The organism is Arthrobacter sp. FW306-05-C, from assembly GCF_021801725.1.
GTDB lineage: Bacteria > Actinomycetota > Actinomycetes > Actinomycetales > Micrococcaceae > Arthrobacter.
Map to the genome: position 1 here is coordinate 1,146,197 of NZ_CP084556.1, position 16,405 is coordinate 1,162,601.

General features: G+C 66.3%; 15 protein-coding genes and 1 riboswitch. Of the genes, 11 read left to right on the plus strand and 4 right to left on the minus strand.

All coding sequences use genetic code 11. The features are described 5' to 3' along the window. Positions 1-5: 5 nt before the first annotated feature. Positions 6-1,595: a PucR family transcriptional regulator gene (locus LFT44_RS05385; RefSeq protein ID WP_236801510.1), complete on the minus strand. Its 1,590-nt coding sequence runs from the start codon at positions 1,593-1,595 to the stop codon at positions 6-8. After that, the gene (gene alr / locus LFT44_RS05390; RefSeq protein WP_236801511.1) at positions 1,585-2,820 is read right to left on the minus strand and encodes an alanine racemase; all 1,236 of its coding nucleotides are present in this window, start codon (positions 2,818-2,820) and stop codon (positions 1,585-1,587) included. The genes LFT44_RS05385 and alr overlap by 11 nt, the downstream gene beginning before the upstream one ends. 99 nt (positions 2,821-2,919) lie before the next feature. Here alr and LFT44_RS05395 point away from each other — a divergent pair, with 99 nt between their 5' ends. Both LFT44_RS05395 and LFT44_RS05400 read left to right on the plus strand, forming a co-directional pair. After that, positions 2,920-4,446, plus strand: coding sequence for an amino acid permease (locus LFT44_RS05395; RefSeq protein WP_442863767.1), 1,527 nt, complete (start codon positions 2,920-2,922; stop codon positions 4,444-4,446). After that, on the plus strand, positions 4,443-6,179 hold the full coding sequence (locus LFT44_RS05400; protein WP_236801512.1) for a flavin monoamine oxidase family protein: 1,737 nt from the start codon (positions 4,443-4,445) through the stop codon (positions 6,177-6,179). Before LFT44_RS05395 ends, LFT44_RS05400 begins: the two co-directional genes overlap by 4 nt. Before the next feature lie 61 nt (positions 6,180-6,240). Here the strand turns inward: LFT44_RS05400 and LFT44_RS05405 are convergent, their stop codons facing one another. Together LFT44_RS05405 and purU are read right to left on the minus strand one after the other, a co-directional pair. After that, entirely contained in the window at positions 6,241-6,768 is a 528-nt protein-coding gene (locus tag LFT44_RS05405; RefSeq protein ID WP_236801513.1) for a gamma carbonic anhydrase family protein, read from the minus strand. A gap of 110 nt (positions 6,769-6,878) precedes the next feature. After that, positions 6,879-7,739 (minus strand): formyltetrahydrofolate deformylase, encoded by an 861-nt coding sequence (gene purU, locus LFT44_RS05410; protein ID WP_236801514.1) that lies wholly within the window; start codon positions 7,737-7,739, stop codon positions 6,879-6,881. A gap of 43 nt (positions 7,740-7,782) precedes the next feature. Beyond that, a riboswitch (ZMP/ZTP riboswitch) is annotated at positions 7,783-7,868 on the plus strand. Positions 7,869-8,015: 147 nt separating this feature from the next. Here purU and glyA point away from each other — a divergent pair. The 9 genes from glyA (at position 8,016) to LFT44_RS05455 (ending at position 16,349) form a co-directional block, all read left to right on the plus strand. After that, entirely contained in the window at positions 8,016-9,314 is a 1,299-nt protein-coding gene (gene glyA, locus LFT44_RS05415; RefSeq protein WP_236801516.1) for a serine hydroxymethyltransferase, read from the plus strand. Positions 9,315-9,317: 3 nt separating this feature from the next. Further along, complete coding sequence (locus LFT44_RS05420; protein WP_236801517.1) at positions 9,318-10,220, plus strand: bifunctional methylenetetrahydrofolate dehydrogenase/methenyltetrahydrofolate cyclohydrolase; 903 nt, start codon at positions 9,318-9,320, stop codon at positions 10,218-10,220. Positions 10,221-10,364: 144 nt separating this feature from the next. Beyond that, the gene (locus tag LFT44_RS05425; RefSeq protein ID WP_236801518.1) at positions 10,365-11,339 is read left to right on the plus strand and encodes an ABC transporter ATP-binding protein; all 975 of its coding nucleotides are present in this window, start codon (positions 10,365-10,367) and stop codon (positions 11,337-11,339) included. A gap of 28 nt (positions 11,340-11,367) precedes the next feature. Next, a complete protein-coding gene (locus tag LFT44_RS05430; protein WP_236801519.1) occupies positions 11,368-12,222 on the plus strand; it encodes an ABC transporter permease in 855 nt (284 codons plus the stop codon). After that, complete coding sequence (locus LFT44_RS05435) at positions 12,177-13,031, plus strand: ABC transporter permease (RefSeq protein ID WP_442863768.1); 855 nt, start codon at positions 12,177-12,179, stop codon at positions 13,029-13,031. Before LFT44_RS05430 ends, LFT44_RS05435 begins: the two co-directional genes overlap by 46 nt. Before the next feature lie 144 nt (positions 13,032-13,175). Beyond that, entirely contained in the window at positions 13,176-13,739 is a 564-nt protein-coding gene (locus LFT44_RS05440; RefSeq protein ID WP_236801521.1) for a hypothetical protein, read from the plus strand. Positions 13,740-13,749: 10 nt separating this feature from the next. Beyond that, positions 13,750-14,583 (plus strand): exodeoxyribonuclease III, encoded by an 834-nt coding sequence (locus tag LFT44_RS05445; protein WP_236801523.1) that lies wholly within the window; start codon positions 13,750-13,752, stop codon positions 14,581-14,583. 16 nt (positions 14,584-14,599) lie between these two features. Then, complete coding sequence (gene trpS, locus LFT44_RS05450; protein WP_236801524.1) at positions 14,600-15,643, plus strand: tryptophan--tRNA ligase; 1,044 nt, start codon at positions 14,600-14,602, stop codon at positions 15,641-15,643. A gap of 4 nt (positions 15,644-15,647) precedes the next feature. Next, on the plus strand, positions 15,648-16,349 hold the full coding sequence (locus LFT44_RS05455) for a 2'-5' RNA ligase family protein (protein WP_236801526.1): 702 nt from the start codon (positions 15,648-15,650) through the stop codon (positions 16,347-16,349). The last annotated feature ends 56 nt before the right edge of the window (positions 16,350-16,405 follow it).

A 16,405-nucleotide genomic window follows, 5' to 3' on the forward strand; every position in this document is an offset into this window, starting at 1 on the left:
AGCGGTCAAGGCGTCCCGTACTGCAGCGCAATCCACAGCTCGGCCCGCACCTGTGCCTGGTTCAGGTCCATCTGCAGCAGCTCACCAAGGAGGCCGATCTGGCGCCGCACGCTGTTCCGGTGCAGCCCCAGCCGTTTGGCCGACCCGTCCCAGCTGCCGTTTTCGCTAAGCCACCCCTGCAAGACGGCCAGCAGCGGGTCCCGCCGGTCCGGTTCCAGCGCCAGGATCGGCCGCAGCAGCCTTTCGGCCAGCAGGGTCCCTGCCTCACGGCCCAGCAGCCCGGTAACGGACCAGGACACTTCATCGGCGCGTACACTGGTCCCGCTTCTCTGGACCTGGCTGCGCAGCGAGGTGGCGCGCTGGTACGCCGCCGGTAGGGCGGTGAGCTCAGTGGGTTCGCCGATCACCAGGCGCCACCCGAGCTTCTCCACATCCGCAAGCAATGCATCATCAACCTTGAGCCGGGTCACGGCCGCAAATCCGTAGTCCGTGATCTCCACCAGCTTGGTGTCGAACATCCGCCGCCACTGCAGGAGTTCCCGCACGGGACTGTCGCCGGCCGGCCATTCGGGCGCTTCCACCTTGATGCCCTGCACCACGCGCATCGGTGCGGAGCGCGTGGAGGACAGGCTTTGGGCCAGCAGGTCCTTGAGTCCGTTCAGGTGCTTGGTGCCGCCCGTGGTGAGGCTTTCGGGATGCAGCAGGACGGCGGTGGCCAGCTGGCTGGGAGCCAGCGACCCGCTGGTGCGCTGCCGTACCAGCAGCTCGAGCAGTCCGACGGCGGACTGGACCACGTTGTTCTGCGCGGGCGTCAGCGGAACGTCGGAGCCGAGGATCAGTGCGCCCAGGTTGGCGTCCTTGGTGCTGCGGAGGGGGTGGCCCACCACCAGGGCAGAGCCCGGCTGGTCGAATCCGTCCATTTCCACCCGCGGGCCGCGGCCGGACAGCAGCCGTTCCAGCATCGGTTCCAACAGGGAAAGGTCGACGGCGGTGCTGCCGCCGGCGCCGGTGCCGCGGGCCCGGACCCTGCCGTCCGCCCCCACCATGACCGCCCACACGGGCACCCGCTGGACCAAGGCGGCCAGCAGTTCGTGTTCGGGCTTGGGGGAGAGGACGGCCCGCATGAGCTGCCGGTTGGTCTCTGCCAGCTGCCGGAAAACCCTGGCATTGTCAGTTTCCAGGAGCTGCGAGAATTCGAGGCCGATGGCAGCGAACGGCAGCGACTCCGGCACCTCGAACAAGGTGAGGTTGTGCCTGCGGCAGGCGTCCACCACCACGTCGGGGGCGGCGTCGAAGTAGGGCCTGATGCCGAAGCCGAGGGCGGCCACCTTTGCCTCCACCAGCCGCCGGACGTAGGCATCCACCTTCGCGGGGGAGCCACCCTCGCCGAGGAAGGGCAGGCCGGCGGTGAGCAGGAACTCGCCCTCGGGAAGGTAGGGCGTGGGGTCCTCCAGCTCGCTGGGCTCCACCCACCGCAGCAGCTGCCCGCCACTGCCGCCGTCGTGAAGCGTCTTCAGTACCGGCGGCAGCTGGTCAAGGAACTGCTGGAGGGTGACGAAGCTCAGCCGCCCGGTTGCGGCGGGCTCAGCCGGCATGGCCGACGCCGGCGGGATCCGGCTCCTGGTAGTCGGGGCACTCGTGGGCGGCCGCCCCCGCATAGGAGCGCGGCAGGCGCGGTGCGATCCGGTTGATGATTTCGTCCCCATGGCTGCCAATGGCGGCACCCCAGTCGTCGGCGCTGGCGGCACCGGACGCGGGGTCGCCAAACAATACAGCGGTATCACCCACCTCAAAGCCGGTGCGGTCCGGCCCCAGGTCCACCATGAACTGGTCCATGCACACCTTGCCGATCACGGGCACCCGGCGGCCCCCGACGCTCACCACCGGGCGGCCGCTGATGCCTTTTGGAATACCGTCCGCGTAACCCAGGGGAATCAGGCCCAGGTAGCGCGCCTCATGCGTGATGGCCTGGTGTTCGTAACTGATCCCGGTGCCGGCCGGAACCTTCTTGATCATCACCAGCGGAGCGGTCACGCTGAGCGCGGGACGCAACCCGAAGTCCGCGGGAGCCAGGTAGTCGGCAGGGGCCAGGCCGTAAATGGCCAGCCCGGCGCGCACCATGTCGAAATGGAATCCGGGGCGGTCAAGGATGTTGGCCGAACTGGACACGTGCCGGAGTTCAGGGTCAAGTCCGGCGACTTTCGCCAGCCGGACCGCTTCCTCGAATTCCGCTACTGCGGCACTGTTCCCGGGATGGGCCGGGACATCCGCCCACGCCAGGTGGGTCCAGATGCCGCGCACCCGCAGGGCACCGTCGAGTTCGGCCCGGCGGGCCCGGGCAACCAGCCCGGCCCAGTCCTCCATGCGGGCGCCACCCCGGCTAAGTCCGCTGTCGAGTTCAAGATGTACGACGCCGGGGCGTCCCAGCCGCTGTGCGGCGGCTGCCAGCACCTCCAGTTGGGAGACGCTGCCAAGGGACAGATCGACGTCGTTTTCGAGGGCCTCGGTGATGGCTTCACTCGTCTGGGATGCCAGATAGAGCCAGGAAAGGATCGGCGCGGTGATGCCCGCCCTGCGGAGTGTGATGGCTTCAGCGAGCTGTGCCGTGCCCAGCCAGTCTGCGCCGGCCGCGACCGCGGCCTTGGCCACTTCAACCAGGCCGTGGCCGTAGCCGTTCCCCTTGACCACAGCCATGAAAAAGGGTGCCGCGCTGCGTTCTCTCAAGACCCGGACATTGTCTGAAATGGCGGACAGGTCGACGTTGACCTGCCCGGACAACACCGCCGGCGCGGACTGTTCGGTGTGTGCATTAAGTCTCATGGTGGATCACTATAAGTCATTTTGCACCGGGTTGAGAGTTGCCTCACATGCCAACCTTGGGGAGGGGAAACCGAAAACTACTCTGAAGGGACGTCAACGGTGACTGTGCCTGTAACCACCGAAAAAACCATTGCGCCGCGCGTAGGACGGCCCGGGCTCCGGGCCCAACTGCTGCGCCGTAAACCGATCGGCCAGATGATCAGCGAAGCCGGAAGCGGCGGGGGCGGCGGCGGGCTGGTGCGCAGCTTCGGCGTCCTCCAGCTCACCATGATCAGCGTAGGTGCCACCCTGGGGACCGGCATCCTGGTGATCCTCGGGGAATCCGTGCCGCTGGCCGGCCCGGCCATCTGGATCTCCTTCGTCATCGCGGGCCTGGCCGCCCTGCTCTCCGCCGTCTCCTACGCTGAAATGGCCGGGCTGGTTCCGGTGGCCGGCTCAAGCTACTCCTACTCCTACGCCACCATGGGCGAGGGCATGGCGTGGATCTGTGGCTGGTGCCTCGTCCTTGAATACGCCGTCTCCGTGGCAGCAGTAGCTGTGGGCGCCGGGCAGTATGTTAGCGAGGCGCTGGCCGCCTTCGGGCAGGTCCTTCCCGATGCCATGTCCCAGCCCCCGGGTGACGGCGGGGTGGTGAACATTCCCGCGGTGGCCATCGTAGTGCTGGCCATGGTCCTGCTGGTGCGCGGTGCACGGGAAAGCGCCTGGATCAACACCGCCATCGTCATCATCAAGGTGGGCATCCTGCTGTTCTTCTGCGCCGTTGCCTTCACCGCGTTCAACGCCGGAAACTTCGAGCCGCTGATGCCCATGGGTGCCGCCGGCGTCTCAGCCGCAGCTTCGCGGGTGTTCTTTTCTTACATTGGCTTTGATGCGGCCTCCACCGCCGGTGAAGAAGCCAGGAACCCCAAACGCGACCTTCCCCGCGCCATCCTGCTGTCCATGGTGATCGTCACCAGCATCTACGTCCTGGTGGCCGTCGCCGCCATCGGTGCCCGGCCCTGGGGCTGGTTCGACGGCACCGAGGCCGCCCTGGTCCAGATCCTGGAGGAGACCACCAACCAGCCCTGGATCGCCCTGCTCTTTTCCGTCGGTGCCGTCCTGGCCATCGCCAGCATCGTGCTCACCGTCCTCTACGGGCAGACCCGCATCCTGTTGTCCATGTCGCGGGACGGGCTGGTGCCCAAGATCTTCGGACGCGTCTCTCCCCGCACCGGCACCCCGGCCGCCGGCACCCTCATCGTGGGCACCGCCGTCGCGCTCACCGCAGGGCTGGTGCCGCTCGGCGCCCTGGCGGACGCCACCAGCATCGGCACCCTGTTCGCATTCGCGCTGGTCAACGTGGCCGTCATCTACCTGCGCCGCCACCGCCCTGACCTGAAGCGCAGCTTCCGGGTGCCGCTCTACCCCATGACCCCCGTGCTGGGCACGCTGATGTGCGCCTACCTCATGGCCAACCTCGGTGCCGAGACCTGGCTGGTCTTCGGTGCCTGGATGCTCGTGGGCATTGCCATCTACTTCGGCTATGGACGCCGGAACTCGAAGGTAGCGGCTCTCAGCGAGCTCGACTACCGTGAACTGACCGCCAAGGCCCCCAGCCAGGAACCTGTGAAAGCAGCACACTCATGACCATCGCCACCGAACTGCCCGCCTTCGACCCCTCCAGCACATCCACGCCGCCGGCGGATGCAGCCGGACGCGGCGCTGCGGGACAGGCAGCGCCCATCACCATGCTGAACCCCGATTTCCCGTTCAGCTACGACCACTACCTGGCCCACCCGGACGGGCTGGGCTCGGTTCCGCGGGAGCTGGACGGCACGGAGGTGGCCGTCATCGGCGCCGGCCTCTCCGGGCTGGTGACCGCCTATGAACTCATGAAACTCGGCCTGCGGCCCGTGGTCTATGAAGCGGACCAGATCGGCGGAAGGCTCCGCACAGCGGCTTTCCCGGCAGCGCCCGGAGTGGTGGCGGACCTGGGCGGCATGCGGTTCCCGGTCTCTGGCAGGGCCTTCTACCACTACGTGGACCTGCTGGGCCTGGAGACCCAGGACTTCCCCAACCCCCTTGCCGAGGCCACCTCCAGCACCGTGATCGAGCTGGCCGGCAAAAAGTACTACGCGGAAAAGTCCGGCGACCTGCCACCTTTCTTCCGCGAGGTGGCCGACGCCTGGAAGGCCGCGGTCAACGACGGCGCCAAGTTCGTGGAGATGCAGGAGGCCATCAAGGCGCGCGACATGGCCCGCATCAAGGAACTGTGGAACGAACTGCTCCCGCTCATGGACGAGCAGACCTTCTACGGCTTCATCGCCGCCAGTGAATCCTTTAAGAAGGCAGGGTTCGCACACCGGGAAGCCTTCGGCCAGGTGGGTTTCGGCACCGGCGGCTGGGACACCGACTTCCCCAACTCCATCCTCGAGATCCTCCGCGTGGTGTACACGGACGCGGACGACCAGCACCGGCTCATCCGCGGGGGAGCGCAACGGCTCCCCGAGGCACTGTGGCAGCACGCGCCGTCGGACCTGGTGCACTGGCCCGCCGGCACCTCCTTGGCCTCGCTGCACTCCGGTTCGCCCCGCGGCGCCGTGGGGAAGATCAGCCGGGACCCGGACGGCAATCTGCGCGTCCGCGAACGGTGGGGCCGCGAGGCCAGCTACCCGGCTGTGGTCACCACCTGCCAGTCATGGCTGCTGTCCACCCGGATCCACACCGAGGAGGCACTGTTCCCGGCCGAACTGTGGACCGCCATGGAGAAATCGCACTACATGCAGTCCTCGAAGACGTTTGTGATGGTGGACCGGCCGTTCTGGAAGGACACCGACCCCGAAACCGGCAATGAGGTCCTGTCCATGACCCTGACCGACCGGCTGAACCGCGCCACGTACCTGCTGGACAACGGTCCGGACCAGCCGGCCGTGATCCTGCTGTCCTACACGTGGAACGACGACGCCCTGAAGTGGCTGGCCCTGGACGCGGACGAACGCGTGGAGCTGATGCTGCACTCCCTCGAGCAGATCTATCCGGGCGTGGACATCGCCGGGCACATCGTGGGCCAGCCGATCACCGTGTCCTGGGAGGCGGACCCCAACTTCATGGGCGCCTTCAAGGCCAACCTGCCCGGGCACTACCGCTACCAGCAGCGGCTGTTCACGCACTTCAAGCAGGACAAGCTGCCCGAATCCCAGCGCGGCATCTTCCTTGCCGGCGACGACGTCTCCTTCACCGCCGGCTGGGCTGAAGGTGCCGTGACCACCGGATTGAACGCCGTGTGGGGCGTGGTGAAGCACCTGGGCGGGTCATCCGCGCAGGGCAACCCGGGTCCGGGCGACCTGCTGGACGAGTTCGGTCCGATCAGCCTGGATTAACCGATCAGCCTGGACTAGCGTGGGCCCACGCCCGCCGGGTTCCCTGGCCGAGCTTGCGAGGTTAGGGAGTGGGTGGGGAGAGCTCGCGGTGTTGCGCCGCGAGCTCCACGTAACGCGTCGCATTGGCGCGGACGCCGTCGAACTCCTCATCGGTGAGTTCGCGGCGCACCTTGGCGGGCACGCCCGCCACCAGCGAGCGGGGTGGAACCACCGTTCCTTCGAGCACCACGGCGCCGGCCGCCACCAGCGAGCCGGCGCCGATCACTGCGCCGTTGAGGACCGTGGCGCCCATCCCGATCAGGCAGTCGTCCTCCACGGTGCAGCCATGGACGACGGCGGCGTGCCCCACGCTGACGCGTTCGCCCACCGTGCAGGGGAAGCCAGGGTCGGCGTGCAGCACCACGTTGTCCTGCAGGTTGCTCCCCGCGCCTACCGAAATGGGGGCGGTGTCGGCACGGACGGAGACGCCGTAGAAGGCGCTGGAGTCCGGGCCCAGGGTGGCGTTGCCGATGATGGAGGCCGACGGGGCCACGAACGCTGTTTCATGGATGGCCGGGGCGTTGCCGGCGAAAGGGTAAAGAGGAGCCATGGCTTCACCCTAAGCCACCCCCGCCACCCAACTGACTCGCATTAGTTGTCGTTTTGCGGGTCGAAAACGACAACTAATGCCAGCCAGTTGGGTAGCTGAGGGGGAGTGGCCTAGTTGAAGACCACCGTGCGGTTGCCGTCCAGCAGCACCCGGTGCTCGGCGTGCCACTGCACGGCCTGGACCAGCGTGCGGCCCTCCACGTCGCGGCCCATCTGCACGAACTGCTCGGCGGTGCGGGCGTGGTCCACCCGGATGACTTCCTGCTCGATGATGGGCCCCTCGTCCAGGGCTGCGGTGACGTAGTGGGCCGTGGCGCCGATCAGTTTCACGCCGCGCGCGTGCGCCTGGTGGTAGGGCTTGGCGCCCTTGAAGGACGGCAGGAACGAGTGGTGGATGTTGATGGCCTTGCCCGTGAGGTCGGCGCAGAGTTCATCGGACAGGATCTGCATGTAGCGGGCCAGGACGGTCAGCTCGATGTCGTGCTCGGCGATGAGCGCGCGCAGCTTGTCCTCCGCCTGCACCTTGGTGTCCTTGGTCACGGGGATGTAGTGGAACGGGATGCCGTAGAACTCGGCCAGCCCGGCCAGGTCCTGGTGGTTCGACACGATGGCCGGGATTTCGATGGGAAGCGTGCCGGAACGCTGCTGGAAGAGCAAGTCGTTGAGGCAGTGGGCCGAGGTGCTGCACATCACCAGGGTGCGCACTTTGTCGCCCACAGTATCCAGGCTCCACTGCATCGAGAAGGCCTCTGCCACCGGCTCCAGCGCGGCGCGCAGCTCCGACTTGGGGGCGGCCGTGGTCACCTCCACCCGCATGAAAAAGTTGCCGGTCGTGGGGCTGCCGTACTGCTGTGAATCCATAATGTTGCACCCCGCCACCAGGAGTGCTCCGGCCACCGCGTGGACGATTCCGGGACGGTCCGGGCAGGACAGGGTTACTACATACGCTTGGTTCAGCAGCTGTTCATTCACGCGTAATAGCTTACCCGCGCCGCGGGCGCCGGTTTTGGTAGGCTGGGACGGTCGCAACTGGCGTTGGGTGGCTAACCACCAGGGAGCGGCAATCACGAAGACCACGGATCGTACGCCTGGGCCGAGGGTCATGTTTTGCCGGAAAGTGGGGTTGCGCCCGCGTCAGCGCAGCAGCGCCATGCCGAGCTTTCACGCCCTGTCATCAACACGGTGCGGAAGCGCGCCAGCCGGTAGCCTGACCTAAGCAGTGCCCGTATCCCTAGCCAGGAGTTCTTCGTGACTACTACAGCCACCTCAACCACAGCCGTCAGCAACCAGCCGCTGGCTGAGCTCGACCCCGAAATCGCCAAAGTCCTTGAGCAGGAGCTGGGCCGCCAGCGCGGCACCCTGGAAATGATTGCCTCCGAGAACTTCGCGCCCCGCGCCGTGATGGAGGCCCAGGGCTCCGTCCTCACCAACAAGTACGCCGAGGGCTACCCGGGCCGCCGCTACTACGGCGGCTGCGAATATGTTGACGTTGCAGAGCAGTTGGCCATCGACCGGGTCAAGGCACTGTTTGGCGCCGAGTTCGCCAACGTCCAGCCGCACTCCGGTGCACAGGCCAACGCCGCGGCCCTCTCCGCCATGATCACCCCCGGCGACAAGATCCTGGGCCTGTCCCTGGCCCACGGCGGCCACCTGACCCACGGCATGAAGCTGAACTTCTCCGGCAAGCTTTACGAAGTTGCCGCCTACCAGGTGGAGGAAGACACCTTCCGGGTGGACATGGACAAGCTCCGCGAGCAGGCCATCAAGGAAAAGCCCCAGGTGATCATCGCCGGCTGGTCCGCCTACCCGCGCCACCTGGACTTCGCCGCCTTCCGCTCCATCGCCGATGAAGTGGGCGCACTGCTCTGGACCGACATGGCACACTTCGCCGGCCTCGTGGCTGCAGGCCTGCACCCCAGCCCGGTGCCGCACTCCGACGTCGTCACCTCCACCGTGCACAAGACCCTGGCCGGTCCCCGCTCCGGTGTGATCCTGGCCAAGGAACAGTGGGGCAAGAAGCTGAACTCCAACGTCTTCCCCGGCCAGCAGGGCGGCCCGCTGATGCACGTCATCGCCGCCAAGGCCGTGGCCTTCAAGATCGCCGGCACCCAGGAATTCAAGGAGCGCCAGGAGCGCGTCCTGGAAGGTGCCAAGATCATCGCCGACCGCCTGAACCAGGCCGACGTGGCCCAGGCCGGAGTCTCCGTTCTCACCGGCGGCACCGACGTCCACCTGGTGCTCGTTGACCTGCGCAACTCCCAGCTGGACGGCCAGCAGGCCGAGGACCTCCTGCACTCGGTGGGCATCACCGTGAACCGCAACGCCGTGCCGTTCGACCCCCGCCCGCCGATGGTCACCTCCGGCCTGCGCATCGGCACCCCCGCCCTGGCCACCCGCGGCTTCGGCGCCACGGAGTTCACCGAGGTCGCCGAGATCATCGCCACCGCCCTCAAGGCAGGCAACAGCGCCGACGTCGAGGCCCTGCAGGCACGCGTTGACAAGCTGGCAGCCGACTTCCCGCTCTACCCGCAGCACGAGCAGTGGTAACCAATGACTGAAACCACAACCGCGCAGATCCTCGACGGCAAGGCCACCGCCGCTGCCATCAAGGCCGAGCTGACCGAACGCGTGGCCGCACTCAAGGCCAAGGGCGTCACTCCCGGCATCGCAACTGTGCTGGTGGGCGCGGACCCGGCCTCGCAGCTGTACGTCTCCATGAAGCACAAGCAGTCCGTGCAGATTGGGATGAACTCCATCCAGCGCGAGCTTCCGGCCGACGCCACCCAGGAACAGGTGGAGGCCCTCATTGACGAACTCAATGCGGACCCCGCCTGCCACGGGTACATTGTGCAGCTGCCGCTGCCCAAGCACCTGGACACGGATGCCATCCTGGAACGGATCGACCCCGCCAAGGACGCCGACGGGCTGCACCCCACCAACCTCGGCCGGCTGGTGCTGAACGTCAACAACAAGATCACCACGCCGCTGCCGTGCACCCCCCGCGGTGTCATCGAGCTCCTGGAGCGCAACGGCTACAGCCTGGCCGGCAAGCACGTTGTGGTGGTGGGCCGCGGCGTCACCATCGGCCGCTCCATCGGCCTGCTGCTCACGCGGCGGGACGTCAACGCCACCGTGACCCTGACCCACACCGGCACCACCAACATCTCCGAACTGCTGAAGCAGGCGGACGTAATCGTGGGTGCGGCCGGCGTGAAGCACATCGTCAAGGCAGCGGACGTGAAGCGTGGTGCGGCTTTGCTGGACGTGGGCGTCACCCGCGAGACCGACCCGGAGACGGGCAAGAGCCGCGTCTACGGCGACATCGATCCCGCCGCCGCCGAGGTGGCCGGCTGGATTTCACCGAATCCTGGCGGCGTGGGCCCCATGACGGTGGCTCTGCTGATGACCAACGTGGTGGAGGCCGCGGAACGCGCGGTGGGCATCGGCCAGTAGGCACTGCAGACTAGTTCCGGCAGGAAGAAGTACGACGGCGGCACGGCACTTTTCCCAGGAAAGGCGCCGTGCCGCCGTCGGACGTTTAATAACGAAACTGCAAGCGTCCTTCCACATGCGCCCCGCCTCCACTAGTCTGCACAGGTGCACAACCACGCCCTGACGCCTGCCGGCACTCTGACCACGGGCCCGCCGTCCGGCACCGTCATCTCCGCCGAAAACCTGACCAAGACCTACGGTGATGTTGCCGCCGTCGACGGCATCTCCTTTGCCGTGCCCGCGGGGGAGTCCTTCGGGCTGCTCGGGCCCAACGGCGCGGGCAAGTCCACCACCATGAAGATGATCGGCGGTGTCACCCGCCGCTCCGCGGGGCAGCTCAGCATTATGGGGCTGGACCCGGACACCCACGGCCCTGAGGTGCGCGCGCACCTGGGCGTGGTGCCGCAGCAGGACAACCTGGACGAGGAACTGCGCGTACGCGACAACCTCCTGGTCTACGGTCGGTATTTCGGCCTGCCCATGAGCTACCTCAAGCCCAAGGCCGATGAACTGTTGGAATTCGCCCAGCTGACGGACAAGGCCAAATCCCGGGTGGACGCCCTCTCCGGCGGCATGAAGCGCCGCCTCACCATCGCGCGGTCCCTGATCAACGAACCGCGGATCCTGCTGCTGGACGAGCCCACCACGGGACTCGACCCGCAGGCCCGCCACATCCTCTGGGACCGGCTGTTCCGGCTGAAGGAGCAGGGCGTCACCCTGATCCTCACCACGCACTATATGGACGAGGCTGAGCAGCTCTGCGACCGGCTGATCGTGGTGGACAAGGGCCGGATCATGGCTGAGGGCTCGCCCGCGGAGCTGATCCGTGAGCACTCCACCCGGGAAGTGGTGGAGCTGCGGTTCGGTTCGGAACGCAACGCCACCATCGGGTCGCAGCTGGAGGGCATCGGGGAAAGGCTTGAGGTGCTGCCTGACCGGGTGCTGATGTACGCGCACGACGGCGAGTCCGCGCTTGAGCAGGTATCGGCCCGCGGCCTGAGGCCGCTGACGTCGCTGGTCCGCAGGTCCTCGCTGGAGGACGTGTTCCTCCGGCTCACCGGGCGGAGCCTCGTTGACTGAATCCGGGGGATTGACTGAATCAGGCGGGTTGGCTGAATCAGTGTCGGGGGTTGGCCCGCGCCCCGCGCTGCGGGCGCACGCGCCGGAGGTCTCGGCGGCCAAGGCGCGGCGTTGGGGTGCCTTCTACTATGCGGAGCAGGTGCTCCGCGTCATGAAGGGGTACACCTGGTCCATCGTGATGTACAGCGTCGGCCAGCCAGTGGCGTACCTGTTCGCCATGGGTGTGGGCCTGGCCACCCTGGTGGATACCGGCAACGAGGCCTTCGGCGGCGTCTCCTACCTGGCCTTCATCGCCCCGGCGCTGCTGGTGTCCGCCGCCGTGATGACTGCTGCCAACGAGTTCACGTTTCCCATCATGGACGGGTTCAAGTGGCGGCGGATCTACTTTGGCCCCCATGCCTCGCCGCTGACACCGCAGCAGATTGCCGCCGGCCAGATCATTGCCGTGACGCTGCGCCTGCTGCTGCAGTCAGCCATCTACTTTGCCGCCGTGGCACTGTTCGGCGCTTCGCCGTCGGGTTGGGGCTGGGTGGGCATCCTGGTGGCCACCCTGACGGGGCTCGCCTTTGGGTTGCCGCTGATGGCCTACTCGGCCTCCATCACTGAGGACAAGGGCCAGTTCGCGCTGGTGATGAGGTTCATTGTGATGCCGCTGTTCCTGTTCTCCGGCACGTTCTTCCCGCTGGAGAACCTGCCACTGGCCGTCCGCTGGATCGGGTGGATCTCACCCATCTGGCACGGCACGGAACTGGGCCGGGTGTTCAGTTTCGGTTACCGTGAACCGCTGCTCCTCACGGTTGTCCACGCCGCCGTGCTGGCGGGGCTGGCTGTCCTGGGATGGGTGCTGACGCGGCGCCGCTTCGCCCTGAGGCTGGGCCAGTGAGCGCCCCCGCGCAGGCGCGCAGCCGGACGTTCGGGCCGCTGTACTCCCGCAACGCCAGGGCAGTAATTGCCCGCGGGCTTATGGCCACGCGGAGCACCAACTGGCTGGTGATGGTGTCCGGATTCTTCGAGCCGGTCCTGTTCCTCATCTCCATGGGCGTGGGCCTCGGGGCCATCGTGGGCGAGGTCCAGGGGCCTGACGGTACACACATCAGCTACGCCGCCTACATTGCCCCTGCCCTGCTGGCTGTCTCGGCCATGAACGGTGCGGTGTATGACTCCACGTGGAACGTCTTCTTCAAGATGAACTTCGCCAAGCTCTACCAGGGCATGCTCTACACGTCGCTGGGCCCGCTGGATGTCGCGCTGGGAGAGATCTTCCTGGCCTTGCTGCGGGGCATGCTCTACGCCACCGGATTCACGGCGGTCATGGGGGTCATGGGGCTGATCACTTCGCCTTGGGCGCTGCTCATGATTCCAGCGTCCGTGCTGATTGCCTTCGGGTTCGCCAGCCTCGGCATGGGCATCACCAGTTTCCTCAAGACCTTCCAGCAGATGGACTGGATCAACTTCATCCTGCTGCCCATGTTCCTGTTCAGTGCCACCTTCTACCCCTTGAGCGTGTATCCGCAGCCCATCCAGTGGTTCATCCAGACCATGCCGCTGTGGCACGGGGTGGAGCTGCTGCGGCAGATCAGCGTGGGAAGCTTCACGTCCGCCACACTCCTGCACGTGGGCTACTACCTGGTGATGACCGCCGTCGGCATGCTGCTGACCACCCTGCGCCTGCGGAGCCTGTTTCTGAAGTGATGCCCGCGTCCAACTAGGTCGCATTACTTGTCGTTTTGAGCCGTCAGAACGACAACTACTGCGAGTCAGTTGGGGGAGCGGGGGTTTGTTCGCCGGGGGTGGAAGGCGGCGGAAGCACAGTCTTCCGTTTGAGACAATGGCTGCATGCGAACTTTGGGCAGCTCCTCGTCATCCTCCAAACCCGCCCGGGGCGGTTTTTCGATGTTCCGGATCAGCGGACCGGGGCTGATGGTCCTGGTGACGGCTTTCGTTGTGGCGGTTATCTTCGCAGCGAACCAGAACGACGTCGTGGGCTGGGTTGTGGCCATCATCGCCGGCTTCTGGCTTGCGCTGGCTGCGTTCGTGGTTTTCAGCATCCAGCGGGCCGCCAAGAAGGCCGGGGCGAAGCTGTCAGAGGCCCAGAGCGCGTTCCAGACGGCAGCCGGACGTGGTCCGGCCCGCGTATCGGCCGACCACGGGGGGACGCAGGTGATCTACGAACGCACCGAGGCTGACGAGGTGCGCGACCTGAAGCTGGACCATTCGTTCAAGATCGTCCAGGTACAAATCCGCGTGGTGGAGGAGGAGCGTGCCAAGGGCGACGCCGCGAACCACGACACCATCAACCGCGCCCTCGAGACCATCCAGATCACAGCCGCCAATGCCCGGGACATGATCAAGTCCTCCGGGGGCAACGGGGAGCCGGTGACCGGAACCATCATCGACTAGAGTGGAGCGGGTGAGCTCGGCATTGAACAAGGACCACCTTCGCATCGCATCCGTGAACGTCAACGGCCTCCGGGCTGCCTACAAAAACGGTATGGCGGCATGGCTGGAGCCGCGCGAAGTGGACATCCTTTGCCTGCAGGAAGTGCGCGCCCCTGACGCCATCGTCCGGGAGCTGCTGGGGGATGGCTGGCATATCCTGCACGCCGAGGCTGAGGCGAAAGGCCGTGCCGGCGTCGCCATCGCATCCCGGCTGGAACCGCTGGAAACCAGGAACGGCATCGGCGACGACTACTTCGCCACCGCCGGACGCTGGGTGGAAGCGGATTTCCGCGTCCCTGACGCTGCAGGAAACCCCGTCCAGCTCACCGTCGCCAGCGCCTACGTGCATTCAGGTGAAGTGGGAACTCCCAAGCAGGATGACAAGTACCGCTTCCTTGACGCCATGCACACCCGGCTTCCGGAGCTGACCAAGCACAGCGACCATGCGCTGGTGGTGGGAGACCTGAACGTCGCCCACACGCCCCGGGACATCCGGAACTCCAAGGGCAACCTCAAGAAGGCCGGGCACCTGCCGGAGGAACGCGCGTACTTCGACCGCTTCTTCGGCGAGGAGGTCGGCTGGCATGACGTCCACCGGAACCTGGCCGGCGACGTCGACGGGCCGTACACCTGGTGGTCCTGGCGCGGCAAGGCGTTCGACAATGACACCGGCTGGCGCATCGACTACCACATTGCCACCCCGGAACTTGCCGCGTCCGCCATTTCGGCTGTTGTGGACCGTGCAGCCACCTGGGACACCCGCTTCTCCGACCACGCCCCGCTGGTAGTGGACTACCAGCTCTAAGCCCGAAAGTTTTTCCATGACCACCCAGACTTCCTCCACTGACAAAAAGCGCATTCTTTCCGGCGCCAAGCCCACGGCTGATTCCCTTCACCTGGGCAACTACATCGGCGCTGTGCGCAACTGGGTGGACATGCAGGCGGACTACGACGCCGTCTTCTTCATCCCTGACCTGCATGCCATCACGGTCGACTTCGACCCCGCCGAACTGGCAAAGCGCACCCGCATCGTCGCGGCCCAGTACATCGCCGCCGGAATTGACCCGGACAAGAGCATTTTCTTCGTCCAGTCCCACGTTCCCGAGCACGCACAGCTTGCCTGGGCGCTGAACTGCATCACCGGTTTCGGCGAGGCCTCCCGGATGACGCAGTTCAAGGACAAAACCCAGAAGTCCGGTGCAGATTCGGCAACCCTGGGCCTGTTCGCCTACCCCACACTTATGGCCGCGGACATCCTGTTGTACCAGAGCGACCTGGTGCCCGTGGGCGAGGACCAGCGCCAGCACCTTGAACTGACCCGGAACCTGGCGCAGCGGTTCAACACCCGGTTCGGGCACACGTTCACCGTCCCCGAGGCCACGATCGTCAAGGAAAGCGCCAAGATCTACGACCTCCAGAATCCCAGCGCCAAGATGTCCAAGACGGGGGAGTCCCCCAACGGTGCCATCCAGCTGTTGGAGGATCCCAAGATCGCGGCCAAGCGCATCAAGTCGGCCGTGACCGACGCCGGAACGGACATCCGCTTCGATCCTGAGGAGAAGCCCGGGGTGTCCAACCTGCTGACCATCTACTCGTCCCTGACGGGCAAGTCCGTGGCGGACCTCGAAGCCGAGTACCAGGGGAAGATGTACGGCCACCTCAAAGTGGACCTCGCCGAGGTGGTGGTAAACTTCATCACCCCGCTCCGCAACCGGACCAACGAGCTGATGGCCGACCCCGCGGAACTCGACCGGCTGCTGGCCCTTGGTGCGGAACGGGCCAGGGAGATCGCCTCGGTCACGCTGGGCCAGGTGTATCAGCGCATGGGCTTCCTGCCGTCCCTCAGCCTCGCAGGAGTCCGCTAGCACCATGTCTTCGAGAAACGTCACCGCCAGGGGAGGTGCCTGCGCCGCCGGACAGGTGGAGCAGTCCCTGGCCGACCGGTTCGGAGACCAATCCAGCAGGAATGCGGCTGCGGAGCATGAAGCACGGAGTGAAGAAATCAGCGTGGGCGTCATCCTGGGGTTCCCGGCTGAGATAGCAGGGGAACTGCAGCGCTGGCGCGCGTCCTTCGGTGACCCCATGGCCGATGTGGTGCCGGCGCACATCACCCTGGTCACCACCACCCCCACGCGGGACTGGGAAGCCACGCGCCGGCATGTCCGTGAGGTTGCCCGGCGCCAGAGTCCGTTCAAGGTCACCATCGCCGGGACGGGGACCTTCCGGCCCGTTTCGCCCGTCGTCTTCATCAACGTTGAGGACGGGTTCGATGACTGCGTGGACCTGCACCGCAAGCTTCAGCAGGGCCCGCTCCATCGCGAACTGCCTTTTGCCTACCATCCCCACGTCACGATCGCCCACGACGTCGCCCCGGAAAGCCTGGATGAGGCCGAAACGGTGCTAAAGAACTACAGGGCCACCTTCCCCGTGGTTAGCATGGGACTCTATGAGCATGATGCCGACGGCATCTGGCAGCTACGGGAAGAGCTGGACTTTGGGACCGAAACTGACAACCACGGCAGCACCGGCCTTCCGGATGCTGCCGCGGACGCCCCCACCGAAGCAGGATAACCAGCAGCCGCTGCCTACCGAGCTTGACCGGTTGAAGCTGGCGGTCATCGAAAAGC